Here is a 25693-nt window from a genome sequence, read left to right on the forward strand (position 1 = left end):
AATATCTGACTTATTTGCTGGAAACGCTTCCAAATGTAGATGTCAAAGATCAGAGTGTGCTGGATTCCTTAATGCCTTGGTCGGATGATTTGCCTGAATCCTGCAGACTTAATAATAAGATTTTACAACAGAAGGAGTAGTAATTGTAGACGGGTTGTATTTTACGCTTACGTTTGAAAAGGAGTGGGGTTTTTATGAAGAAGCACTGGTTTATAGCCCTAAAACACAAACTTGCTATTTATGACCCATAACTAGGTATTTATACACTTCCTGATATGAATAAAATTTGAAAAGAAAATCCGAGGGGCACAGAAATTGATAAGAGAAATTAAGGAGGTGCTGTTATTGACTCAAAAGGTTGAAAAATCATTAAGTAAACTAATCGGCCTAATAATTAAAAAATTAGAATCTGGAATTGATGTTAATGATTCTAAGGAATTAAGAGATGCCCTTAGTCTTTTAGAAACTTTAATTTCGGTGGAACTTAGGAAAAAATACAACGAATGGGCATATGAAAGTCTAGATGGAATATATGTCGGACAAATAACAATGACAGGCAAGAACCAAATCAGCATTATTGGGATGTGTGTCTTGATATCAGACCAAAGTTATATACCTATTTATGTTCATACTAGAATTTCAGATTCATCGGATGAAATAGATTGGATGGACTGTAAATTAGCCGAATACGGAGGAAACGGAATAATAAAGATACCTCGCAATTCTAACCAATGGAATAAGCAGATGTATGCTTTAGATGTAAATAAAATTAATTGGCATTACTCGATAAGTTATGGAAAAGAAATTTAAATTGAGTTATAGATATTTTGAACATATTTTCTGTTTTGTACATATCCCATTTTAATATTAATCAGTAAGGTGATTTATGGAACAATATAAAAATACATGGTTTATTTATCGTTGGTTTTACGAAAATGGTGAAGATTTAATCCATCCTGAAGATTTGAAACGGTTTAAGGAAAGGTTTCGATGTCATGGAAACTGCCTGTTTTTCTGTGTAGGTGCAGATAAAGAATATATTATTTTCAAATATAAAGAAGAGTTGTTCAGAGTTAAACCAAATTTATATAAAAGGGTAGGAATGCCTATATATTCATATGGAGAGCATTTAAAATTAAAGAAATATCCAGATGCTATATGCGAAGTTGATGATATTAGGTGGCATTCAGATAGGTATGAACCATTTTATACCCTTATTGTAGATGGTAAAAAGAAATCTAAAAGTTATTATGAGGATGAATTTTTATTAGAAGTGAATATCTGACAATCACAATACCCCAAAATATTAAAGTGGTTGTTGTATGCGAAATGCGAAAATACATTGAAGCCCTTGAACTAGAATTAGAGTTTACGTGCGGCAATTCAGAAATCCTAAATGATATTTCTGAATCAAAAAGTTTACTTTTTAGATTGGTATTGACAAAGGACCATGAGAAAAGAAAAGTGGCCCTCAAAAATACCTTTCAATTTAGTACCTTGATATTTAAAAAAATATTTATTGTGAATTGAAAGCTGTGATTGTATAATGTTCACAATACATTAGTTAACTGCTGAACGTCAATGAATAAAGGCATTAGGGGTGGTGTCATTTTATGCAGCATTATTAAGCTGTAAAGGTGCACCAGAGTGGAGCACTTTTACGATAGCGATTCCATATATAAAAATAAGGCTGAAAGGAAGATTATATGATTAAGAAATTTGATGTAAATGATTTAGATAAATGTGCAAAAATTATGATGTTAGTTTATAACAATGAATATTGGCAGTGCCAATGGTCGCTGGAAACGGCAAAGGCCTATTTGATGGATTATGTGGAAGGTAAAAAATTTATTGGTTATACACTGTGGATAGATAATGTCATCAAAGGAGCCATATTCTGTCATGAAAAAATATGGTGGAATAACAATGAAATTTTTATCGATGAAATGTTTGTATCACCAGAGATTCAAAGACAAGGTTATGGAACTGAACTTCTGAATATAATCGAAAATCATATTAAAGAGCATAACTTGGCGGGCTTTACACTATCAACTAACCGCTTTACTCCTGCTCCAAATTTCTACAGGAAAAATGGTTTTTCAGACGCCGAACATGTGCTTTTTATGTACAAAGAAATATGATAAATTCTTGATATGAACTGTTTTTATCTATCTGAATTAATAAAAATCTAAAGGAATAAGTAATAAGTTTTACTAGATTTCATTAGATAAACTTCAAGATTTAATCGTTTTATAAGGAGGCAAAATATGATTTATTTTAAAACACAGCGGTTGGTATTCCGAGACTGGAAAGAACAAGACCTAAATGAATTTCGGATAATGAATAAGGATACAAGGGTAATGAAATATTTTGCTAAAACACTTATTGATGAGGAAACAGATAGATTTTATAATATAATTCAAGATGAATTCAGAAATTACGGGTACGGTCTTTATGCGGTTGAAACAAGACATAATAATGGATTTATAGGTTTTATTGGGTTCCATTGGGCAAACTTCAATTCACAATTTACTCCTTGCATTGAAATAGGCTGGAGGCTTAAATATGAAGCATGGGGTAATGGGTTTGCAACAGAAGGAGCAAAGGCATGTTTAAAATATGGATTCGAAACATTAGAATTCAATAAAATATATAGTTTCACCTCGAAAATTAATCTTCAGTCTGAAAATGTAATGAAAAAAATTGGTATGGTAAAAGTTATGGAATTTGAGCATCCAAACATTATTGAAGACAGTCTTTTGAGAAAGCATGTTCTTTATGCTATTGAATTAAATCAGATGAAGGTGTAAAAGAATAGAGAATTTGAAACTTGTTTGTTTTGACCTTGATGATTCACCATTAGGAGTTACACTATGGAAATAGAATACTTTGATATTAACAAGATAAATAATGACCAGTTTGACTTTGCAATAGTCTGTGCCGTTTATAAAGGCAAATGGGTTTTTGTAAAGCAAAGAAACAGGGATACATGGGATATGCCAGGTGGGCATAAAGAAGAAAATGAAGATGTCAATGTAACTGCCTCAAGGGAATTATATGAGGAAACTGGGACATTGGATCATGAAATTGAGCCACTATATGATTACTCTGTCACTATTGGGGAAACAACTACCTATGGAAGGTTGTTTTATGCTAAAGTTATTAAAATAGGGTTTTTGCCTGAAAGTGAAATAAGTGAAGTGAGATTTTTTAAAATTGTACCAGATAATCTTACCTATCCAGAAATACAAAGAAGACTTCTTCAGGAAGTATTACAGTATCTAAGTAAAAAATCGGTAGATATTTTAAAAAATGATAAGGTGAAAAATATCAATATCATCAACTTTATCCGAAATAATCAGATTTGTACTTTTGATATGCTCGGAGAGTCTGTTCTTGTAAGAGGAAGGAGCGATGAGGATTGGATTTATATCAGCAGCAAATCTTTCGACGAGTTCATTCAACTCCTTGAAGGGTTGGACGTAGAGGATAAATGCTTTGCAGCCATTGAGGAATGGATGCTTCCATATATAATTAACGGTAAAGAAATCATGTCTCAATTAACCAGTATTAAACTTGTTTATGACAAAAAGGCTCTTTTGCCGTTTGTAAAGGCCAATGTTGTCAGATTATCAATTTCCGATGCTCAATATGTATTTGACAACTCAATGTACAAAGAGTATATATCTGTTGAGTATATAGAAGAACGGATTAATAGGGGCATTGGACTTGGCATCTGGGAAGATGGTAAATTGATAGCATGGGCGATTACCCATGATGACGGAGCCATTGGATTTCTTAATGTATTGGAAGAGTATAGAGAGAAAGGATATGGCTCGCAGATAACCGTTGCAATGATTAGGCAGTTGCTTGAATTGGATGAATTGCCTTTTGTACATATTGAAGAAGAAAATAAGAGGTCTATGAACCTTGCTTTAAAAGTAGGATTTAAGAAGGATAGGCGGGTGCATTGGATTAAACTTAAGTAATGTTGATTGATATATTAGCCACAAGCAAGACAAATCCTATATCAATAAATAAACTGAAAGGAAGTGTAATATGAAGAATTTAGGGACTGCGAGAATTGAAACTGACAGGTTGATTTTAAGACGATTTAATATGAATGATACAGAAGATATGTATAATAATTGGGCAAATGATGACAGAGTAACTAAGTTTCTTACATGGCCTACACATTCAAATGTTGATATAAGTAGAGAAGTTTTAAAATCCTGGATAAATGATTATTCTAATGAAAAATTTTATCAATGGTGTATTGAATTGAAAGAAGTTAATCAAGCGATAGGAAGCATATCAGTTGTTCATCTAAACGAGGAAGTAAACTCTGTTGAGATTGGTTATTGTATAGGGTATAACTATTGGAATAAAGGGATAACTTCAGAAGCATTGAAAGCAATTGTAAAATTCTTTTTTAATGATGTACAAGTAAACCGTATTGAGGCTCGACATGACACAAAAAATCCAAACTCAGGTAAAGTAATGGCGAAGTGTGGACTAATTTATGAAGGTACGAGAATACAGGCAGATAAAAACAATACTGGAATATGTGATATTGCCTTGTATGGTTTGATTAATCCATATGCTAAATGCTAACATTCTTGAAAAGGACTCTTGCAACTAAATCAGAAGGAATTGAGCTTGTAGGAAACCATTTGGAGTGGCAGGGGTTAAATCTTTTGAAATTTGCCTTGATGGAGGAACAGATTATGTTAAAATTGGTGAAACCAGATATTAAGTATAAAAATCAATATTTAGAAATGTTGGGTGAATGGAAAGGAACAGGGGAGCAGCCTCAACCATGGGTATTACATGAAGATTATTCAGATTTTAATGCTATGGTGCAAAAATTTGAAAACTTATCTAAAGGAATAGATGTTCCGAATGGCTTTGTTCCGAGTTCAACATATTGGGCTTACGATGACGAATCAGGCAAAATCGTATGTGCTGTTAATATAAGACATTACCTGAACGATATGCTGATTAAAGTTTGGGGTAATATAGGATATGGTATCAGACCCAGCGAAAGAAGAAAAGGATATGCTACAATTATTCTTAAACTAGCGTTAGAATGTTGTAAAACCTTAAAGATGGAAAGAGTTTTATTGGGGTGCTATAAGGAAAATATTGCGTCTGCAAAGACTATATTGAAAAATGGCGGAGTTTTAGAAAATGAAGTCATAGAAGAGAACTCTGGGAAATTAGTCCAGAGGTATTGGATAAATACTAAATCAATTCTTGATGAATAGGTAATTGAGAGATATATTGAAAACAATGTTAAGTCTATCGTTCTATGGACACTTCAGGATAATCCTTCAAGTTTTTTTTATGAGCGTTTAGGTGGAAGGATAGTTAGCAAGAGGATAATCAATAGGGGAGGAAAAGAACTCCTGCAAATTGCATACGCCTGGGAGGATATATTATATGCAAAAAATTGAATTGACAAAGGACCTAAAAATACAAGCCATAAATGAAATAAAAAAATACTTCTCGACAGAAAGAGATGAAAATATTGGTGATTTGTCGGCTGAATTATTTCTTGATTTTGTTACGGGTAAAATTGCTCCATTCTTTTATAATCAAGGTATACGGGATGCACACCAGTATATAAACGAAAGGCTGGAAGATTTGTTTGGCCTTGAAAAGAGTACTAATATATAGTACTAACAAGGTTGAAGAGATTGTTGCACGAAATTTTTGAGAAAAGAATTCAAAACAGAATTTATGCGTGGGAAGGAAAAAGTCTGACATGGGAAATAGAGAGATAAAGATTGGAAAGAGGTACCGACACTTCAAAGGCAATGAACATCTTGTCTTATATGTTGCAAAGCATTCCGAGACTCTTGAAGAAATGGTTGTATACCAAGCCCTTTATGGAGAGCGTGGTATTTGGGTAAGGCCATTAGAAATGTTCATGGGTCAAAAAGAAGTTGATGGTGAGTTAATAAATCGGTTTAAAGAAATATCATTTATTTAGAACCTGATAAAAGCAGATAACAGATACTTTACATATGGGAACCTTTTTCTAAGATGAAAGTCTAACTAAAGAAAAAGCTATCATTTGGAGGAGTACAATATGAAAAGAAATCTAGTAATGATGATGTCCTTGTTAACTATATTCATTTTAATGATGGGCTGTAAAAGTGAAGATGTAAGAACTGTGCCGGAAAAAGAATATCCTGTAAAAAGTACAGAGGTTAGAACTTTGCCGAAAGGAGGAAAACCAGTAGAAAGTGCTGAAGAGCTTGGTAAAACTGAACAAGATATTAACAAGCAATTTGAACTGAATCTATACTCAGATAATCAGATATATAAAACAACAGATAAAATCAAGATTTGGGCGACGCTCAAATATATTGGAAGTAATAATCAAATAAAAATATGGCATAGCAACCCATATATAAGTTTTTCAATCACTGATGGTAAAGAATTTGACACTGGCAATCTATTTGATGATGTACTAACCTCTACTATTTTGGAAAAGGATAAACTCTATAAATTTGATTATGTCAAAAGTGGCGGTTATTCAGAAGATGATGCTAAGGCAGATTTTTGGAGGAAGTTTTATTCAGAAAAGGATTTATATTTGCCAGAAGGAGAATATAAAGTAACTGTTGGTGGTGCATTCTCATATATGGAAGATACACAAAAGAGCAAAAGCAATTTATCTAAGGAATTGAAAATTAAAGTAATTAAGCCTTAGTGAATTAAGGAAGAGGTTGGATTTGATGTTTAGCAGAGAAGCTTTTGTATGTTGCTACTTTTAAAAAGTGTTATCCAGAATTCTGGATAACACCACTGTACGTAGAGTACGGTATATGGCGGTTCAATCAACTATGTTGAGTATGTCATTGATTCGTGAATTTTACAGCTACAACCAGTTATTTAACAACTCGATCACCTTGAAATATAAGGAAATTTACACTTCAAACTCTGAATCAGCAAGTAACTTTTTTGCATCTTCTACTGTTAACCCTCTGTTATTCTCCGTACTTGATATATTATCTCTCGGATTAGCTCCGACTTCAGCATATAACTGATTGACACCCGCAATCAAAGTCATTTGAGTTGTTTCATGTGCATTCATAGCCCTGTGAGGCATAGTTACTAACCGTGTCACTGCAGCAATTTTAGTTAATTCTATGGATGAAATTTGTCCTTTTTCGAATAACGGGGTGCCTGGAACTGGAATTCTCCTCATAACAGCCATAACACCAACGTTATAGTCTCTGGCCCTTATCATTTCATCAACGATTTCATCGTAACTATGTTCCGGACCAATAGGTTCAACACAATAATATAATTCCAAACCAGCTTTTTTTATGGCTTCCATTGTTGAAATTCTTACTTCTGGCACTATTGTTGTGTCGATGCCTTCTCTTAATCTCTTAATGTGATAAGCACCTGTAAATCCAACTTCTCTTAAATTTGATGCTGTTTCGAATTCGAAATCTCCAATATTTGCAACAAATCGCATCTGATCTGGAAGAATTGATTTTATTTTTTTTGCCATTTCTAAATATTCATCTTTAGGGTAATCTGCCGTAGTCATTAAGAACAAATCATCCATCCCTTGCTTTATCAAATGCCTAACCTCTTCCAAAACTGTATTTGGATCCTTCTTCCACGTTGATTCCATTGCATAATGATTTTTCCCTAATGAGCAGAATTTACAGTCAACAGAACAAGGTTCAGCATTTAAACCTATTTGAGCAAATACATAGCCTTTATTATTAAATTTCTCACGGGTCATTTGATTTGCTAACGACAATATCCTATAAAAGTCTTCTGAACTGGATGGTACGCTTAACAGTTCGAGTGCTTCTGTTTTTTGCAATAGATTACCATTCATGACATCATTTAAAATGCTATCTATAGACATTTTGAATTCCTCCAATATTTTGATGTATCTGATTGTCTTCTTTTGGTTTTCTGTATTTTTTGACAGTACTTCTATAGGTGAAATGTTATACCTAAAGCATCATTTTTGCTTCTAGCAGTTCCGATAACAACTATTTGCTAGCTTCAGATTTTTTCTTGTTTTCTAAATAGTGTTTCTTCATACATTCAAAGCTTATATCACTAATGTCATGTTCTATCTTGCATGAATCTTGATAGGCAGTCGCTTCATCAACACCAAGTACCATCAAAAAATTAGCAATAATAATATGTCGTTCATACATACGTTCCGCGATTTTGCTACCTTTATCAGTCAACGTAATAAAACCGTTATCATCCATTTCAATAAACCCATTTTCGCGGAATTGCTTCATTACTACACTCACGGTGGGCTTAGAGAACCCTAAAGCATTACAAATATCAATAGAACGGACTTGCCCTCTCTTTTGTTTTTCCATCAGGATTGTTTCCAAATAATTTTCCGCCGATTCTTGAATTTTCATAAATAGCAACTCCTTCCTTAATGGTTATGTTATCCAACTTACTGAAATAATAGCATAAACTCCTGTGATTTTCAAGGAAGTCTAAAAAAGCTTATTATATTGAAATACTATTGACATTGCAGTTAGGTTGTGCTAACCTGTAATTAGTTAGGTAAGACTAACTGATTATGGTATATTATAAGGGGGTATCCAAAATGACTCTTGATAGTCTTCCCATAGGAGAAACTGCTACAATTACCCATGTTGGAGGTGAAGGTCCACTCCGTTTGCGACTACTAGATATGGGAATTATACCTAAAACGAAAATATATATTAGAAAAGTTGCGCCTTTAGGCGATCCGATAGAGATTCACATTAGAGGGTACGAATTGACCATTCGTAAGGATGATGCAAAAAAGATTGAGGTGGAAAGAGAGGGTGGTGCAGCATGATCTTTGCACTTGTTGGTAACCAAAATTGCGGGAAAACTACATTTTTCAATTGCCTAACCGGATCAAACCAGCATGTAGGCAATTTCCCCGGCGTTACCGTTGACCAAAAAATCGGTCAAATCCGAGGTACAAAGGATTGTTCTGTAGTTGATTTGCCAGGCATTTATTCCATCCGTCCATATACGAGCGAAGAAATTGTAACACGTGATTTTATTCTTAATGAAAAACCTGATGGTATTATCAATATTATAGATGCAACAAATATCGAAAGAAACTTGTATCTTACCCTTCAGCTTTTAGAGCTTCATATACCTATGGTTCTTGTTCTAAACATGATGGATGAGGTACGAGGAAATTGTGGAGCAATTGATATTAAGGGAATATCCAAGCGGCTTGGTATCCCTGTTCTTCCAATCAGCGCAGCTAAAAATGAAGGTATTACCGAAGTAATAGATAGTATAATTCAAGTTTCAAAAAATAAAATATATCCTGAGAAAATTGATTATTGTGCTAATGGTTCAGTTCATAGATGCATTCATGCAATATCTCATTTTATTGAGGATCATGCACAAGAACTTGGTATAGCTGCTCGTTTTGCAGCAATAAAGCTAATTGAAGGAGATGATTTCTTTGTAGAAAAATTAGCTATAAATAAGAATGAAATTGAAATGATGGAGCATAGCATTGTTGAAATGGAGCATGAAAGTGGGCTTGACAGGAATGCTGCACTTGCCGATATGCGTTATACCTTTATTGAAGATGTATGTGCAAATACAGTTATTAAATGTAAAGAGAGTAAAGAACATACCCGCAGCGTAAAAATTGATAAATTACTGACAAATAAGTATCTTGGACTACCGCTGTTCTTTGGAATTATGTTCTTTGTGTTTTGGCTCACCTTTAACGTTATTGGTAGCTTTCTCAGTGATTTGTTATCTGCTGGAATTGGTGAGCTGACTAATTTGGCTGATAATGGGCTCAAAGCATATGGTATTAACCCTGTTGTACACAGCTTAATAATCGATGGCATCTTTGCAGGTGTTGGAAGTGTTATTAGTTTCCTGCCGCTTATTATTACTCTGTTTTTCTTCCTCTCTATTCTAGAGGATACGGGATACATGGCAAGGGTAGCATTTGTAATGGATAAACTGCTTCGTAGAATTGGTTTATCAGGACGCAGTTTTGTCCCTATGCTTATCGGTTTTGGTTGTTCTGTCCCTGCGATCATGTCAACAAGAACACTTTCATCTGAGCGTGACCGCAAAATGACAATACTGCTTACTCCTTTTATGAGCTGCTCTGCAAAAATTCCGATTTACGCAGTATTTTGTGCTGCTTTCTTTACAAAATATCAAGCTGTGGTTATGATAGGACTTTATATTTTAGGTATAATAATTGCAGTGCTAGTGGCAAAAATTATGAAGAGTACAGTTTTTAAAGGTAATCCAATACCTTTCATAATGGAGTTGCCAAATTATCGCCTTCCCTCAGCAAAAAGTGTTTTACTTCTCATGTGGGATAAGGCAAGAGATTTTCTGCAAAAGGCTTTTACCGTTATCTTTATTGCAACTATTATCATTTGGTTTTTACAAACTTTTGACACTAGATTTAATGTCGTTTCCGACAGCTCCCAAAGTATGTTGGCTATAATAGGAAAAGTTATTGCTCCTATTTTCCGTCCTCTTGGTTTTGGTGATTGGAGGGTTGCAACATCTCTAATTAGCGGATTTATAGCAAAAGAAGCAGTTATAAGCACTATGAGTGTTTTATCAGGAACAAATGTTGCCAACTTAAACTTGTCTCTCGGCAATTTGTTTACACCTTTATCAGCCCTCAGTTTTCTAACATTCACCTTACTATATACACCATGTATTGCTGCTGTGGCTACGATAAAAAGAGAGTTAAATTCAAGAGTTAAGACCGTTTTCATTGTAGTTTGGCAATGCACGATTGCATGGCTTGTAGGCTTTGCAGTGTACCAAATCGGCTGTTTGTTTTTGTGAGGTGAGCAAATGAGTATTAAAGATTATATTTTACTTTCAGTAGTTGTTATATGTAGCATAGTAGCAATTGTCTTTATTATCCGCCAGAAGAAAAATGGCAAATGCATTGGTTGCAGTTCGTGCTGTAGCCATTGTAATAGTAAAAGAAAACTATAAACGAGCAATAAGAGTAATTCGGACTAATTGACAGTAACTTAATTTTGTGATAATTTATTTAAGAAAATTAAAACCAAGAAGGTTTTAGCAAAAATACAATTAGAATCTTAACAACAAAACCAAACCACGAAGGGATGCCGTAAGGAACGGCTCTATTCGTGGTTTTTATTTTTATACGAAAGGGGGAACAAAATGAACAAGGAACTATGGAAAAAATCAGTGGAATTTCACGGACATGAGTGTCCGGGACTTGCTATGGGCTTTAAAGCTTGCGAAGCAGCTATGGATAGGAAAGATTGTTGGCAAGGAGCAGAAGGCTCAGGAAATTGCTGACTACATGGAGATATGCAAAAATGATCTGGATACCAGGACAAAGGATATTACTGATGACAAAAAACCAAGTGCCTATGTTGGCGGCTTGGGAATGAAAGGTACTCATGGGATTGAAAGCACACAAGGAAATTACTCATTGTTTAATGCGGTTCATGCAAAGAATGTAGTAGATGAAACAGGAAAAACAGGTTCACTGTTGATAGACAAAGAAAAGCTTATCCAATGGAATCCTGATAAAATATTTATTGATGTTAGTGGATTACAGATATTTCAGCAGGATTATCAAAAAAGCAAAGATTATTACAATAAGCTGTCAGCGATAAAAAATGGTGAAATCTATTCACAGCTTCCGTATAATTTCTATACAACAAATATTGATACGGCAATAGCAGATGCGTATTACATAGGTAAGGTGCTTTATCCGGAACAGTTCAAAGACATTGACCCTGAAAAAAGGCTGATGAGATATACAAATATCTTCTTGGCAAAGATCTATATGCAGAGATGGCTAAAGCATACGGTGGGTTTAAGAAACTGACTTTACAGTAATAAAAATTGCTAAACCAATGTTAGCAGGAATAATAAACTGTATTAAATATGCTCAAAAGCTGTTTCCAGATGATGAGATTACAGGAGTTGTACGTGGAATGCATCTAGAAGGAGTGCCAGACATAAGGCTTCAATTTAATCAAACACACGAAAATTTCCTGAAAGTTAGCAGGAAATTTTTGTTAGTGTTATAATGAGTTCAGCTATTGATTATAAGGGAGCGAATTATTTTGGAAAAGATAGAAAAGTTTTGCAGTAACTGTAGGTATGGTATAACTGTTTCTATAAACGATGATATCTTATGCAGAAAAAAGGGAATTGTGTCTTCAAATTATTGTTGTTCAAAACATAAGTTCAATTATAAAATTGAAATATTTAAGCCAAAGTGCATTGATTGCATAAATTTCTTTCTCGAAGATGAAACGGAAGAATGCAGTATGGGCATATGCAGATTATTTACTGTAAGGCAATATGATGGGAGACAGAAAAATGCCTGCTCTAGATATATAGCCAAATAAACGTATTTTTTAATAATATATACTTTCCTATTATTTTGTGAACTTAAAATTTTATCATAAAATTTTCATAAATTATTGATTTATGCTCTAAATAATAATAAAATTTATGGGCATAGGCTTATATTGAAAATTACACATACAAAAGGAGATGTTATTATAATGATAGTTTGTTTTAGAATGGAAATTAATCCGATTTCTCAAATGGTGTTGTATTGGCAGTTCCTCAGGTTGGAATATTAAAAAGAATAATTATTGTTGATCTAGGAGAAGGTGCTAAAAAACCTATAGATCCTGAATTGATTGAAGCGGAAAGTGAATGAGGGAGGTCTTAGCATACCGAAAATTACGGATGAGGTAAAATGTCCTTAAAAGGTTAAAGTAAAGGCAATTGATGAAAAAGGCGATGCAATTATGGTTGAGGGTACAGGGCTTTTGGCCTGGGAATTTTGCCACGAGATTGACCATTTAGAGCAATCCCTTTTAATAGACAAAATTATTCCTGGCACTAAGAAAAGTATATAATGATATTTCTGAAATATGTAAGATATATATTTTAGGAGGGGATAGTATAATGAATGAAGCAAGCTCGAAATTTTTAGATAATCTGGCAATAGATAAATTGTTGAATGAAAAATTAAAAAAGGTAAATCATTCTCCTAAACATTCCGTGTTTGTTCCGGCAGAAGGTCTTTTTACAAATTTAATAAAAAGTTTGAATTTTAGTGAAGTAAATTACATTAAAAGTAGTAAAGTTCATAAATGTATTGAAATACCGTCTTTTGAAAGTTCGACATATTATTCTGAGAACAATTCTGTATATCTTTACCATTATCCTGCACAGAATGCAAATTATAATATTTTGTTTGTACATGGATTATTTGATGATAATATGCTAAATTATGGTTATTTGTTTAAACTTCTAAATGAATTGAATTGTAATGTTTATTTTATGACAATGCCTTATCACTTTGATAGAAGGCCAAAATCAAGTAAGTTTAGTGGAGAGTATTTTTTTAGTGCTGATATTTTTAGAACACAGAATGCTTTTAAACAAGCCATACTTGACATTGATGCATCTTTTCAATATATAGGGAATGAAAACGACCTTCCCAATGTGCTGGTAGGATTTAGTATGGGTGGATGCGTAGCTTTGCGGCATTATATTTTGAAAAAACAGGGGATGTCTACATTCCTAATAAACCCTGTTACTGATTTATTTGAAGTTTTATGGGATTCACCTTTGTTTGTTACAATCGGAAGTGATCTGATTAATTCTGGATACGATATGAAAAAATGTGAAAAGTTTTTTGTTGAAATGGATCCGAGTAAGAACTTAGATAACAGCTTTAGGAATGACAAGATTGCAATGGTTTATTCAATTTATGATCAGGTTATTGAAGAAAAAAAGTATAAGAGATTTATTAACATGACAGGCATTAAGAAGACTTTTGCTTACCATTCAGGCCATTTAAATGTTTTTAGAGTGCCAAAGCTGGCTAAAGACATATATGATTTTGTTGAACAAGTGTCTATTTAGGACCTGATATTAAGTAATCAGAATCGGTCATATAATAATCTTGGCTCGACCATTATAAACCCTACACAAAAATTCTATTAATATAATGAATATGTGATAAATTGTTCTAAAAATGCAATTTGAGAAATCAAATCAAATTGCATTTTTACAAAATAGGTTCGAAAATAAAACCTCTTTTAACTTGACCATAAAGATGGTAGAATAAGATATATGCATGATTATTGAAAGGGGAACAATAAATTGTCAAGACCGCCAAAATGGAGAAAAGTTGAGTTTATTCCTAATATACAGTATTTTGTTCCTTTAGATTCGCAGACAGCGAATATTGAAGAGAACATTCTTAGAATTGAGGAAGTTGAAGCTATACGTTTGAAAGATGTTGAAAAATTAGAGCAGGAAGAATGTGCTGAAAGGATGGAGGTTTCAAGACAAACTTTTCAGAGAATTCTTAATACCGGAAGAGAAAAAATTGCTGACAGTATTATAAATGGAAAGGCTATTCGGATAGAGGGAGGAAATTTTACCCGCAACATTTGTCCGGTCAAATGTCTTGATTGCAACAAGGAATGGAAGGAAAGCTATGAAAACTTCGAGAAAATAATAAAAGGTGATTATTCCTGTCCAGATTGTCAATCGAAAAAAATAGTATGTCAGAATACTAATGGGCAAAAATTCTGTAAACGTAATTGCTGGAGAAGAGGTAAAACAATATAAGTATATAATAAATGCATTGATAAAGGTGGATGATCCCCTATACCAATGCATTTATTTTTGAATTATTTGCCAAGTATCCTTGCTATTTCTGCAACGTCCTTGTCTCCCCTGCCTGAGAGATTTATAACAATAATTTTGTCTTTATCGAGTTCTTTTGCAAGCTTCATTCCATAAAATATTGCGTGAGAGCTTTCAATTGCCGGAATAATGGCTTCTACTTTTGAAAGTTTAAGAAATGAGTCTATGGCATCTTGGTCGGTAGCTGTAACATATTGTGCTCTTCCGCTGTCTTTATAAAATGAGTGTTCGGGACCTACTCCAGGGTAATCAAGGCCAGCTGCTATTGAATAAACAGGAAGAGGTTCACCCTTATCATCTTGCAGCAGATAACATTTAAAACCATGGATAACTCCTGGGCTTCCAAGCGATATGGTAGCAGCATGATCAGGAGTGTCAAGTCCTTTACCTGCAGGTTCAACTCCTACCATTTTAACTTCCTTGTCATCATAGAAAGGTGCAAACAGCCCAATGGAATTACTGCCTCCGCCGACACATGCAACAAGGTAATCGGGAAGCCTGCCTTCAAGTTCCATTATTTGTTCCTTAACCTCCCTTCCGATTATTGATTGGAAATGTTTCACTATTTCTGGATATGGATCAGGACCTACTGTCGAACCTAACATATAATATGTATTTTCATAATTCTGAATTAAGTCATTCAGTGCCTCATCAACAGCATCCTTAAGCGTTCTTGTTCCTGTTTTTACAGGAACAACTTTTGCACCTAAAAGCTCCATCCTGAAAACATTTAATGCTTGTCTGCGTGTGTCTTCTTCACCCATATAAACAATGCATTCCATTTCAAATAAAGCACATGCGGTTGCAGTGGCAACGCCATGCTGTCCGGCTCCTGTTTCAGCAATAATTCGTTTTTTCCCAAGACGTTTTGCAAGAAGAACCTGTCCGATTGTATTATTTATTTTGTGTGCACCCATGTGGTTTAGGTCTTCACGTTTTAAGTATATTTTTGCTCCGCCGATTTGTTTTGTTAGTCTTTCGGCATAATATAAAGGGCTTGGCCGACCTACGAAGTATTTGAAGTAATAATCAAGTTCTTTTTGAAAATCTGGATCATCCTTGAATCTGTAAAAGGCTTGCTTTACTTCGTCTAATACTTTTATGAGGCTTTCTGGCACAAAACGTCCTCCGTATTCTCCATAAAAACCTGAGTTATCTGGCAAATTCATTATTTGTATTCCCCTTTCGCTATTAAATTATTTTAGGGCTATGCCCAGTAAAAAATAATTACCAAACTATTATACTCCAAAAGCAATTATTTTGGAAGGTTAGAAATTCTGTAATAATACTATTGAAATCTGTATTTTGTCATGTTTAAAAATGCTTTATAATGTTTGTGTGGCTTTAGTAAAAGAACTAGTATGGTAAATACTTCTTTTTGAGTTGACAATATAATTGACATATGCCTATTAAAATGATAACATAAACAATATTGGGCAATAGCTCATAATATTGTTATAAACACTTGGAATGAAGTATTAAAATTATTTGAAAGAGGATCAAAATGGAAATACAACTTGACTGCTTACCTTGTTTTATGAGGCAGGTGCTTGATGCCTCCAGAATGGCAACCGATCAGCTTGAAATTCAGAAAGCAATAATTATCGATACGGCAAAGCTGATACAAAATTATGAAGAATATAAGTACTCTCCATCTGTTGGTAGGGAAATGCATTGTATTGTAAAAAGGCATACAGGAGTTTCGGATCCATACAAAGATGTAAAAGCCAGGAATATCAAAACAGCCTTGAGCATTTACCCGTCTCTTAAGCATTTTTTATTTAAAAAGAAGGATAGACTGTATTGGGCCTTAAAGATAGCTGCCACTGGAAATATTATAGATTCAGCTATTTATAATGATATTGATGTGGAAAGCCAGGTTGAAAAAGAACTTGATAGCGAGTTTGCAGTTTGTGATTTAGAGAGGTTTGAAAAGTTGTTGAAAGACTGCAAGACATTGCTAATTATAGGAGACAATGCAGGGGAAACGGTATTTGACCGGGTTCTTATTGAAGATTTCCTTTGTCTGAACATTATATATGCTGTCAGAAGTGAGCCTATTATAAACGATGCTACTGCTGAAGATGTGTGTGCTTCAGATTTCAACCGTAGTATTAAAGTACTTTCTTCAGGATGTAATGCACCGGGAACGATTATTGAAGAATGCAGCAGTGAGTTCCTTGAGATATATAACAATGCAGATATAGTTATAAGCAAAGGTCAGGGTAATTATGAAGCCATGTCTGAGCAGAAAAGGGAAATATTCTTTTTACTGAAAGCAAAATGCCCAATTGTGGCAGACAGACTTGGCGTGCACGTTGGAGATTATGTACTAAAGTCTAATAAGTATGGAGAATAAGTTATGGAAGTTATTTGGAATGCAATAAAAAATAGAACAAAAGATATAAAGACGGTATTGGATGTGGCAACAGGAGAAGGGTATTTTGTCAACCTGATATGTAAAAATATATCAGACTATACAAGCATAATAGGGATTGACCCCAATGAGAATGCAATAGCAAAAGCAAGTAAATTATACACTAATTCAAGGATAAAGTTTCATAAGTCAAAGGCTGAAAATATTCCTTATGGCAATGACATGTTTGATATGGTATCCATTTCAAGGGCATTACACCACCTTGGTGATAGAAAAGCATCAATGTCAGAAATGTACAGGGTTTTAAGACCCGGAGGAGTTCTGATAATAAATGAAATGATAAGAGATGAACAAAATGAAGCTCAAATTACAAGATATATGTATCATCATTTAAGAGCTGAAATCGATAGATTAGCTGGTATGAGCCATAATGAAACTTTAACGAGGTATGAAATAAAACAGCTTGTCGGAAATTTTAGATTTAATAAGATTAGCTTTCTAGAATATAACCAGCCTGATATAGATGTGTTTAACAGAAGTGAAATTGAAAGAATTGAAGAAGGATGCGATAAAATTTCAGAGAGATTCGAAGATGAATGTATCAAAGAAAAGTCTCTTGAGATCAAAGGAAGGTTATGGCGGTATGGCATACAGAATCCTACTCAGTATATTGTCATTGCTGAGAAATAGATATGCTATAGAGAAGAATATGAGATGAGAAAAATTAGTTAATGTTCTAACGTCAAGGAGAATTCTGAGACAGAGGAGAATTAATTTTGATGAGAGCTTTATGTGCTTTTTATCAGGAATTCTTCTGTGTTTTCTTGATAAAAAGCACTTTTTGTTTATGAGGATTTAAATAAATTAGTGTAGATAAGTTCATGGTATAAGCTTCGCCTCAAGTTCAAAATTCCATGCTTAGGGATAATGAAAAAATAACATCCTATTCTCATAATATGAAAATACATTAAATCAAATTTTTTCATTATCCAAAGTTGGAACTTATATTTTAGTCATACCTTATATTTGCATCGGATATCTGATGGAAGAAGCATAAGGTCTAAAAAGAAACAAGAATTCAGTGAAGCAGTAAGCAGGCGGGATGTAAAAAATATTTGAAAGTAAAGCTGTTTAGAAACTGAAAACAAACAGATATTATGAAAATGTACATGGATAGATAGGGTGCTTTTTGATGTTAGAGAAGGAGTGTTTATAATGTTAATAAAACAGTTGCAACTAAAGATAGTAGACGGAAAAGGAAGTTTATACAGTTTAATAATTTGGGATGAAAAAAATCGAGTAGATTTGTTTTTTGATATAGAAACTAAAGTGCTAAATATCATGGGTAATAATGATTTACAACAATTTCTTTTATCCAATGAATATCAATTGAGAAAACTATTGCATAATAAGCGTGCGGATAGTTATTATGTAGGGTTTCAGCTTAAATTTTCTATGCTTGATGGAAAAGATATAGCTGCCTTTAATAATAGAGACAACATTGTTGTTAAAGACCATGGCAGCATTAGCGTTATAATTAAGGAAGAGAAAAAGGAGCTTATCGAGGTCTATACAGATGCAAGCTATGATGAAAAACTTCAAAAAGGTGCCTACAGCATATTAAAAAAGGACTTAGATGGGAATTATGAAGAGCACCAACTTAGCAGTGAATATAAGGATTCTGCTTCTATAGAACTTCAAGCTGTTATTAAAGCTTTAGAGTTGTATTGTGGTGATTTGAGAATTGTGACCGATTCACAGTATGTTCGCAAAGGAATTAGTGAATGGATGGTGCACTGGAAATTAAACGATTGGTGTACTGCAAATGGGACTAAGGCAAAGAATATTGATATGTGGTTGAGACTTGAACAGCTTTGTGAGGATAGGTATGTTGAGTTTGGTTATGTAAAGGCTCATAATGATCATTTTGAAAACGAGTATTGTGATTTGTTGGCTCGTAAAAAACGAGAATCTATGAATTGTGAACAATTAAAAAACTTTGTTTTCTAGCCCTACGAAAAAAGAATTAATCTACATAGTTGATTTAGTATAGCGGAGTCTTTATATTAATTCTCTGAATCAAAGATAAGAGAATAGTTTCCGTTATGATTTTCAAAAATTTCCTCAATTTGCTCGTTAATTAACTTGTCAACTTGTCCATCATAATAAATACGTGCACTTACTTCACAATTTGAGCTCAACGTTCTTGGAAAGGGCATTAGTTCAAAACCTTTACAGAAATGCCTTATGCACTTAAAAAACTATTCTTTTAAATTATTTATAAGGAGGTTATTAAATAAATGAATGAAACTCCAAGAGGCAATAGATTGCATATAGCACTTTTCGGCAGGAGAAATGTAGGAAAATCAAGTTTAATTAATGCTTTGACTCATCAAAAGGTTGCCGTAGTTTCAGAGATAGCAGGAACAACTACAGATCCTGTATATAAAAGCATGGAAGTTTTGCCTCTAGGTCCTGTTGTATTTATTGATACACCTGGTATTGATGATGAGGGGATGTTAGGAAATCTTAGAGTGGAAAAAACTAAAGAGGTTTTAAGAAAAACAGATATCGGTATTATAGTAACAACAGGAATGAAACAGTGGGGCGATTTAGAGGAGGAGCTTTCAAAAAAATTTATTGAAAGAAAAATACCTTTTATTGTTGCTGTTAACAAATGTGACAACTTAAATGACTTTGAACTGATTAGTACATTAAAAGAAAGAGTAAAGGTACCTGTAATAAAAATCTCAGCTTATACAGGTAATGGAGTTGAAGCTTTATTTAAGGAACTTACAGGGCTTAATAGAGAGGATGACAATAAGTTACATCTTATTGATGGACTTGTAAAAGAGCAGGATTTAGTTGTGTTGGTTACACCTATTGATAAAGAAGCACCTAAGGGAAGATTTATACTTCCGCAGCAGCAGGTTTTGAGAGATATTTTGGATAATGGTGCTATGGCATTGGTAACTCAGGAATTTGAATTGGAACATGCGTTAAAGAAGCTAGGAAGATTACCGGATTTAGTTATTACCGATTCTCAGGTTTTTGACAAGTTAAGTGCAATAGTGCCTGAAAGTGTTCCACTTACGTCTTTTTCAATTGTATATGCAAATGAGAAGGGTAACCTTAGTTTGTTTATAAAAGCCTTGAAAGTAATTGAGAGTCTTAGGGATGAGGATGATATTCTTATGGTGGAAGGCTGTACACATCACAGAAAAGATGATGATATTGGTACTGTAAAAATACCGAATCTTCTAATGAAAAAAACCGGTAAAAAGATGAATTTCCATCATATTTCGGGAGGTTTTTTTAAAGAAGATGTTTCAAAATATAAAATGATTGTCCATTGTGGTGCGTGTATGCTCAACAGTAGAGAAATGGAGTATAGACAAATTTTTTCGATAAAATCTGGTGTACCAATGATAAATTATGGAATGATTCTCGCATATCTGCATGGAATTTTAGATAGGGCAGTTAAACCGTTTGAAAGGGTCTTATTAGAAACAAAATATTAAATTATAATTTTAGTCTGGGAGGTTTTTAAAATGAGTTTTTTAGATAAGTATGCTGAGGAATTTAAGAAATATGATTCAGTGGAAAATGATTTTATTGATGATGATAAAATTTGGGGACAGCTTGAAAAGTGGTCAAAACCATCTAAAAGTGATGTTAGAAGAGTGTTGGATAAAGCTGCAAATAAGATAAGGCTAGAACCTGAAGAAATGGCTGTTCTTATACAGAATCAAGATAGTGAGACTATAAATGAGATGTATGCACTTGCCAATAAATTAAAAAGAGAAATTTACGGAGATAGAATTGTTTTCTTTGCACCTTTGTACATAAGTAATAAGTGTGTTAATAAGTGTAAATATTGTGGATTTAGAAGTGAAAATAACGAAATAGAGAGAAGAACACTTACTATGGATGAAATATCCGAAGAGGTAAGTATTATGATTGGAGAAGGTCAAAAAAGGACTGTTCTCGTATATGGTGAATCACCGGAAACTAACATAGATTTTATGTGTGATAGCATTAAGCAGGTCTATAAAACTAAAAATGGAAACGGAGAGATAAGAAGAGCAAACATTAATTGTGCACCTTTGTCAAGAGAAGAACTTGTAAAACTAAAAGAGGTTGGAATAGGCACTTACCAAGTGTTTCAAGAGACTTATCATCACAAGACATATAGGGAAATGCATCCGGAGGGAACCATCAAAGGTAATTACAGATGGAGGTTATATGCACAAGACAGAGCTTTAGATGTAGGGCTTGATGATGTTGCTATTGGTGCTTTGTTTGGTCTTTATGACTGGAGATTTGAATTGATGGGGCTTTTATATCATACTATCCACATGGAAGAAAAATATAACGGAGTTGGTCCGCATACCATTTCTTTCCCAAGAATTGAGCCTGCAATTGGAACTCCTTATGTATCTAACTTGAAATATGCAGTAAGTGACGAGGAATTTAAGAAACTTGTTGCAATATTGAGGTTATCAGTGCCTTATACGGGAATGATACTTACCGCCCGTGAAAAACCGGAAGTAAGAAGAGAAGTTATTCCTCTAGGGGTGTCTCAGATTGATGCGGGAAGCCGTATTGGAGTTGGTGGCTACAGAAAATCTGAAGCAAATATGTTGCCTGATAAGGAACAATTCCAATTAGGAGATACTCGTTCGTTAGATGATGTGATTAAGGAAACTTGTGGTATGGACAGTTTACCGTCTTTTTGTACTGCATGTTATAGGGCAGGAAGGACAGGAGAACATTTTATGGAGGTTGCAAAAAACAGTTTTGTACATAATTTTTGTATGCCTAATGCAATTCTCACAATGAAGGAATATCTGCTTGATTTTGCCTCTGAGGATACAAGAGAAGCAGGAGAAAAAGCTATAAGTAAATATCTGGGTATGATGAAAGAGGATAGAGTAAAACAGTATGTTGTTGAAGCTATTGGACGTTTGGAGAAGGGTGAAAGGGATATAAGGCTTTAAAAAATATTATAAATTTTTTGACAAATCAAGCCACAAAGGTTGCTGTATGAAACAGCTCTTTTTGTGGTTTTTATCTCAGATTTGGTTGTAAATGATATTAAAAGTGCACTAGAGTTACTTGCTTATCCTAATAGATTAAAAGCTACATTAAGATTTTAGAAAAAAATTATTGTATAGATTATTGACATATGCCCATAATAATACTATAATGATAATGAGCATATGCCCAATAATAAAATCAATAAGGAGTGATTTATAATGCCAAGAGGAGACGGAACGGGCCCAATGGGTATGGGGTCAATGACAGGAAGAGGTGCAGGTTATTGTTCAGGTAAAGTGACACCTGGCTTTGCTAATTGTTTAGGTGGATTTGGACGCGGTTTAGGTGCTGGTAGGGGATATAGAAGAATGTTTTATGCAACTGGAGTTCCAGGTGTTTTAAGAAATCCTGTAAATAACGGGCAGATATATGACGAAAAAGCAGTATTGGAAAATCAGGAAGAAAATCTTGAAGCACAGCTTAAACTTGTAAAAGAAAGATTAAAAAATTTTAAAGAACAAAAGTAATTTGTTGCTTTAAAATTTAGGTTGCAGGTTCTCCAGATATAGAGAACCTGTTTTCTATGTTCCTGTGGGTACAAAGCAGCAGTGTTAGTGAGTTTTTTTGTGGTTAAGTGATAATAAAATATCAGAAAGAACTATATTATAGGCCTTTTTGAACATACTTATTGACATGTGTTTAAAAAAGTAATATGATTTTGATTATGGTTAATGGGCATAAGCCCTAATTTTGATTACACCTATTAAAATCAGATTTATATGCTGTAGGCTAATAATAAAATTGAAATCATTGAAATTGCTTAAATGCAAGCTGTTTTGAGGTTTTGTTCAAAAAGAGAGGATTTAATATATATTTATAAGGAGGCTTGAGATGAAGATAGCTGTTTTAAGTGGAAAAGGAGGAACGGGTAAAACTACTGTTTCTGGAAGTTTGGCGGTATCAGTGCCGAATAGTCAGTATATAGATTGTGATGTTGAAGAACCTAATGGGGCTATTTTTTTAAAACCCGTTTTTGAAGTTAGTTACCCAGTAAATGTACTTGTACCTGAGGTTGATATATCAAAATGTAATGAATGTGGTAATTGTGCGAGAGCCTGTCAGTTTAATGCAATTGCTGTAGTGAAAGGTAAAGTTTTGATATTCCCTCAAATTTGTCATCACTGTGGAGCGTGTGTTTTGACATGTCCTAATGATGCAATTAATGAAGTAGAAAGAACTATTGGAGTTATTGAAGGAAATGAAAAAGAGTCTTTTCTTCAAGGAAAGCTTAACGTAAGTGAGCCTATAAGTATTCCTATTTTGAGGGATTTGAAAAAGCGAATTCAAAAGGATAAGAATGTAATAATAGATTGTCCTCCTGGGGCATCGTGTACAGTTGTGCAGTCAATAGAGGATTGTGATTACTGTGTTCTTGTTACAGAGCCTACGCCTTTTGGACTTCATGACTTGAACATAGCAGTGCAGCTGGTTCGCAAAATGAAAATACCTTTTGGTATAGTCCTAAATAAAGCGTCTGATGATAGTAAGATTATACATGAATTTTGTGAGAAAGAGGGTATTGATTTGTTATTGGAAATACCTTTTTCACAAGATATAGCAGAAAAGTATTCAAGAGGGATTTTACCTGCTTCTGACAGTGAACTTTGGACAGATAAATTTAAAACACTCTATGAAAAGATAGAAAGGGGTGCTAAGAAATGAAACATATAGTTTTTATAAGTGGAAAAGGCGGAACAGGGAAAAGCACCCTTGTATCATCCTTAAGTATTATTGTACAAAATAAAATGATTGCCGATTGTGATGTTGATGCACCGAATATGCATATTTTATTAAAGGGAGAAGTTCAAGAAAAGATGGACTATTTTGGGGCTAAAGAAGCAGTGATTGACCCTGATTTGTGTATAAAATGTGGTATATGCAAAGATACCTGCAGATTTGATTCAATAAATGATGAATTTAAAATGATACCTATGAAATGCGAAGGATGTGGAGCCTGTGTTCTGGCCTGTCCTCAAAAAGCAATACATCTGGAAGAAGTTAAAACAGGTGAATTATATATATCAAAAACCTCAAGAGGAACTTTTTCACACGCCTTATTGGATATAGGGGCTGAAGGTTCAGGCAAACTCGTTACTGAGGTAAGAAAGAATATACGTAATGTTCAAAAGGACGAAGATTGGGTTTTGATTGATGGTTCTCCAGGAATAGGTTGTGTAGTTATTGCATCTATAACAGGAGCAGATGCAGTAGTTGCGGTAAGTGAGCCTACAAAATCGGGCCAAAGTGATTTGGAAAGAGTTTTAGGTGTTGCAAAGCATTTTGGAATACCAGCTTTTGTTTGTATAAATAAATATGATTTAAACAGTGAAGTGACTTCTGAAATTGAAGCTTATTGCGAAAAAGAGGGCGTACCTGTTATTGGCAAAATACCTTTTGATCCTTCGATAGTGAAAGCTCTAAGAAATTTTAAAACACCTATTGAGGATGGCAATGAAAATGTAAGTAATGAGATTGAAAATATATGGAAAAGGATTACTGATGAAATTAAAAAAATTGAGAATGCAAATTAGTATAAATTTTTAAGTTGATTTTGTTGATTTTGAAAATATCTGTCAATTTGTAGTAAACTTAATATAATTATTCATACAAAAGGAGACAAAGAAAATGGAAAGTTCCGGACAAGGGAAAAAAAATCCCGAAGATTTAATATGTGAAACTCACGAACTTAATAATATAAAGAAAACAGTTGCAGTTTTAAGCGGTAAAGGTGGTGTTGGGAAATCCTTGGTAACTTCTTTACTTGCAGTTGTTATGAGAAGAAAAGGATATAATATGGGTGTTTTAGATGCGGATATTACCGGCCCTTCAATTCCTAAAGTATTTGGAGGGGATAATTACAAAGCAGAAAATAGTGAGTTTGGTTTATATCCTGCTAGAACGCATAATGATATCAAAATTATGTCTATCAATCTTCTTTTAGAAAAAAATGATGCACCTGTTATATGGAGAGGACCTTTAATTTCCGGTACAGTTAAGCAATTTTGGACGGATGTTATTTGGGGAAATTTAGATCTTTTGCTTTTTGATATGCCTCCAGGAACTGGGGATGTTCCGTTGACGGTATTTCAATCTGTTTCTTTAGATGGAATTATTATTGTGACTTCACCTCAGGATTTGGTTTCTCTTATAGTCAAAAAAGCATATAATATGGCTAAAGGTATGAATATACCAATTATTGGTATTATTGAAAACTTGAGTTATGCCGTTTGTCCGGGTTGTGGGAAGAAAATAAATATGTTTGGAGAGAGCAAGGCTGAAAAAGTTGCTCAAGAGATGGGAATTCCGTTTTTGGGAAGGTTGCCGGTAGATCCTGAACTCGCAGAACTATGTGACAAAGGAGAAATTGAAAAGTTTAATAAGAATTATGTTGATGGATGTATAGAAATGATTGAAAGTAAGTTGAATTTGAGTAAAGAATAATAAGGTTATATCAAAAAGTTTGGTGATTCTTCAAAA

30 protein-coding genes and 1 pseudogene are annotated in these 25693 nt (G+C 33.8%); 28 read left to right on the forward strand and 3 right to left on the reverse strand.

Translation table 11 applies throughout. From position 1 onward, the window contains the following. The first annotated feature begins 345 nt into the window (after positions 1-345). From ACECE_RS0200935 to ACECE_RS26195, 10 genes are all read left to right on the forward strand, one after another. Positions 346-810, forward strand: coding sequence for a hypothetical protein (locus ACECE_RS0200935; RefSeq protein WP_010243322.1), 465 nt, complete (start codon positions 346-348; stop codon positions 808-810). Positions 811-886: 76 nt separating this feature from the next. Further along, entirely contained in the window at positions 887-1285 is a 399-nt protein-coding gene (locus ACECE_RS0200940; protein WP_010243325.1) for a DUF6960 family protein, read from the forward strand. Between the two features lie 421 nt (positions 1286-1706). Next, complete coding sequence (locus ACECE_RS0200950; protein WP_010243329.1) at positions 1707-2141, forward strand: GNAT family N-acetyltransferase; 435 nt, start codon at positions 1707-1709, stop codon at positions 2139-2141. Between the two features lie 126 nt (positions 2142-2267). Next, a complete protein-coding gene (locus tag ACECE_RS0200955; RefSeq protein ID WP_010243331.1) occupies positions 2268-2810 on the forward strand; it encodes a GNAT family N-acetyltransferase in 543 nt (180 codons plus the stop codon). Between the two features lie 63 nt (positions 2811-2873). Continuing rightward, positions 2874-3989: a GNAT family N-acetyltransferase gene (locus ACECE_RS0200960; RefSeq protein ID WP_010243333.1), complete on the forward strand. Its 1116-nt coding sequence runs from the start codon at positions 2874-2876 to the stop codon at positions 3987-3989. Between the two features lie 70 nt (positions 3990-4059). Beyond that, complete coding sequence (locus ACECE_RS0200965; protein ID WP_010243335.1) at positions 4060-4614, forward strand: GNAT family N-acetyltransferase; 555 nt, start codon at positions 4060-4062, stop codon at positions 4612-4614. After that, complete coding sequence (locus ACECE_RS0200970) at positions 4608-5267, forward strand: GNAT family N-acetyltransferase (RefSeq protein WP_010243337.1); 660 nt, start codon at positions 4608-4610, stop codon at positions 5265-5267. The genes ACECE_RS0200965 and ACECE_RS0200970 overlap by 7 nt, the downstream gene beginning before the upstream one ends. A 175-nt stretch (positions 5268-5442) precedes the next feature. Next, positions 5443-5679 (forward strand): DUF2164 domain-containing protein, encoded by a 237-nt coding sequence (locus ACECE_RS0200975; RefSeq protein ID WP_010243339.1) that lies wholly within the window; start codon positions 5443-5445, stop codon positions 5677-5679. An 88-nt stretch (positions 5680-5767) separates the two neighbouring features. After that, a complete protein-coding gene (locus ACECE_RS0200980) occupies positions 5768-5995 on the forward strand; it encodes a DUF1653 domain-containing protein (RefSeq protein WP_010243341.1) in 228 nt (75 codons plus the stop codon). Positions 5996-6094: 99 nt separating this feature from the next. Continuing rightward, positions 6095-6721: a hypothetical protein gene (locus ACECE_RS26195; protein WP_010243344.1), complete on the forward strand. Its 627-nt coding sequence runs from the start codon at positions 6095-6097 to the stop codon at positions 6719-6721. A gap of 216 nt (positions 6722-6937) precedes the next feature. On the opposite strand, the gene ACECE_RS0200990 is transcribed toward ACECE_RS26195, so the two are convergent. Both ACECE_RS0200990 and ACECE_RS0200995 read right to left on the reverse strand, forming a co-directional pair. Further along, positions 6938-7900: a biotin synthase BioB gene (locus ACECE_RS0200990; RefSeq protein ID WP_010243346.1), complete on the reverse strand. Its 963-nt coding sequence runs from the start codon at positions 7898-7900 to the stop codon at positions 6938-6940. Between the two features lie 130 nt (positions 7901-8030). After that, positions 8031-8420 carry a metal-dependent transcriptional regulator gene (locus ACECE_RS0200995; protein WP_010243348.1) on the reverse strand — a complete coding sequence of 130 codons (390 nt, stop codon included), beginning with the start codon at positions 8418-8420 and terminating at the stop codon, positions 8031-8033. Between the two features lie 194 nt (positions 8421-8614). Here ACECE_RS0200995 and ACECE_RS0201000 point away from each other — a divergent pair, with 194 nt between their 5' ends. The 9 genes and pseudogenes from ACECE_RS0201000 to ACECE_RS0201030 all read left to right on the forward strand — a co-directional run bounded on the left by ACECE_RS0201000 (position 8615) and on the right by ACECE_RS0201030 (position 14661). Then, positions 8615-8851, forward strand: coding sequence for a FeoA family protein (locus tag ACECE_RS0201000; protein WP_010243350.1), 237 nt, complete (start codon positions 8615-8617; stop codon positions 8849-8851). Further along, positions 8848-10854, forward strand: a complete 2007-nt coding sequence (gene feoB, locus ACECE_RS0201005; protein ID WP_010243352.1) for a ferrous iron transport protein B — start codon at positions 8848-8850, stop codon at positions 10852-10854. Before ACECE_RS0201000 ends, feoB begins: the two co-directional genes overlap by 4 nt. A gap of 348 nt (positions 10855-11202) precedes the next feature. After that, a pseudogene (locus tag ACECE_RS31580) lies at positions 11203-11301 on the forward strand (FmdE family protein); the annotation flags it as partial. 46 nt (positions 11302-11347) lie between these two features. After that, positions 11348-11881 (forward strand): TroA family protein, encoded by a 534-nt coding sequence (locus ACECE_RS26200; protein WP_010243357.1) that lies wholly within the window; start codon positions 11348-11350, stop codon positions 11879-11881. A gap of 241 nt (positions 11882-12122) precedes the next feature. Beyond that, the gene (locus ACECE_RS0201015) at positions 12123-12410 is read left to right on the forward strand and encodes a hypothetical protein (RefSeq protein ID WP_010243361.1); all 288 of its coding nucleotides are present in this window, start codon (positions 12123-12125) and stop codon (positions 12408-12410) included. Positions 12411-12622: 212 nt separating this feature from the next. Then, complete coding sequence (locus ACECE_RS32040; RefSeq protein ID WP_010243363.1) at positions 12623-12730, forward strand: peptide deformylase; 108 nt, start codon at positions 12623-12625, stop codon at positions 12728-12730. 91 nt (positions 12731-12821) lie between these two features. After that, positions 12822-12932: a peptide deformylase gene (locus tag ACECE_RS32045; RefSeq protein WP_268870995.1), complete on the forward strand. Its 111-nt coding sequence runs from the start codon at positions 12822-12824 to the stop codon at positions 12930-12932. 49 nt (positions 12933-12981) lie between these two features. Continuing rightward, on the forward strand, positions 12982-13947 hold the full coding sequence (locus ACECE_RS0201025) for an alpha/beta hydrolase (protein WP_010243365.1): 966 nt from the start codon (positions 12982-12984) through the stop codon (positions 13945-13947). Between the two features lie 240 nt (positions 13948-14187). Further along, positions 14188-14661 carry a DUF134 domain-containing protein gene (locus ACECE_RS0201030; RefSeq protein WP_010243367.1) on the forward strand — a complete coding sequence of 158 codons (474 nt, stop codon included), beginning with the start codon at positions 14188-14190 and terminating at the stop codon, positions 14659-14661. Between the two features lie 62 nt (positions 14662-14723). On the opposite strand, the gene trpB is transcribed toward ACECE_RS0201030, so the two are convergent. Further along, positions 14724-15908, reverse strand: a complete 1185-nt coding sequence (gene trpB, locus ACECE_RS0201035; protein ID WP_010243369.1) for a tryptophan synthase subunit beta — start codon at positions 15906-15908, stop codon at positions 14724-14726. Between the two features lie 335 nt (positions 15909-16243). On the opposite strand from trpB, the gene ACECE_RS0201040 reads away from it, so the two are divergent. From ACECE_RS0201040 to ACECE_RS0201085, 9 genes are all read left to right on the forward strand, one after another. Beyond that, positions 16244-17098, forward strand: a complete 855-nt coding sequence (locus ACECE_RS0201040) for a damage-control phosphatase ARMT1 family protein (RefSeq protein ID WP_010243371.1) — start codon at positions 16244-16246, stop codon at positions 17096-17098. A 3-nt stretch (positions 17099-17101) separates the two neighbouring features. After that, complete coding sequence (locus tag ACECE_RS0201045; RefSeq protein ID WP_010243373.1) at positions 17102-17806, forward strand: class I SAM-dependent methyltransferase; 705 nt, start codon at positions 17102-17104, stop codon at positions 17804-17806. A gap of 525 nt (positions 17807-18331) precedes the next feature. Then, positions 18332-19126, forward strand: a complete 795-nt coding sequence (locus ACECE_RS0201050; protein WP_010243375.1) for a ribonuclease H family protein — start codon at positions 18332-18334, stop codon at positions 19124-19126. Between the two features lie 290 nt (positions 19127-19416). Then, positions 19417-20637 carry a [FeFe] hydrogenase H-cluster maturation GTPase HydF gene (gene hydF, locus ACECE_RS0201060; RefSeq protein ID WP_010243377.1) on the forward strand — a complete coding sequence of 407 codons (1221 nt, stop codon included), beginning with the start codon at positions 19417-19419 and terminating at the stop codon, positions 20635-20637. Positions 20638-20667: 30 nt separating this feature from the next. After that, on the forward strand, positions 20668-22116 hold the full coding sequence (hydG, locus tag ACECE_RS0201065) for a [FeFe] hydrogenase H-cluster radical SAM maturase HydG (RefSeq protein ID WP_010243379.1): 1449 nt from the start codon (positions 20668-20670) through the stop codon (positions 22114-22116). 258 nt (positions 22117-22374) lie between these two features. Then, the gene (locus ACECE_RS0201070) at positions 22375-22683 is read left to right on the forward strand and encodes a DUF5320 domain-containing protein (RefSeq protein WP_010243381.1); all 309 of its coding nucleotides are present in this window, start codon (positions 22375-22377) and stop codon (positions 22681-22683) included. Positions 22684-23047: 364 nt separating this feature from the next. Next, positions 23048-23878, forward strand: a complete 831-nt coding sequence (locus ACECE_RS0201075; RefSeq protein WP_010243383.1) for an ATP-binding protein — start codon at positions 23048-23050, stop codon at positions 23876-23878. Continuing rightward, positions 23875-24747, forward strand: a complete 873-nt coding sequence (locus tag ACECE_RS0201080) for an ATP-binding protein (protein ID WP_010243385.1) — start codon at positions 23875-23877, stop codon at positions 24745-24747. The genes ACECE_RS0201075 and ACECE_RS0201080 overlap by 4 nt, the downstream gene beginning before the upstream one ends. Positions 24748-24841: 94 nt before the next feature. Beyond that, the gene (locus ACECE_RS0201085) at positions 24842-25657 is read left to right on the forward strand and encodes an Mrp/NBP35 family ATP-binding protein (RefSeq protein WP_010243387.1); all 816 of its coding nucleotides are present in this window, start codon (positions 24842-24844) and stop codon (positions 25655-25657) included. Positions 25658-25693 lie beyond the last annotated feature (36 nt).

It is taken from the genome of Acetivibrio cellulolyticus CD2, from assembly GCF_000179595.2.
GTDB lineage: Bacteria > Bacillota > Clostridia > Acetivibrionales > Acetivibrionaceae > Acetivibrio > Acetivibrio cellulolyticus.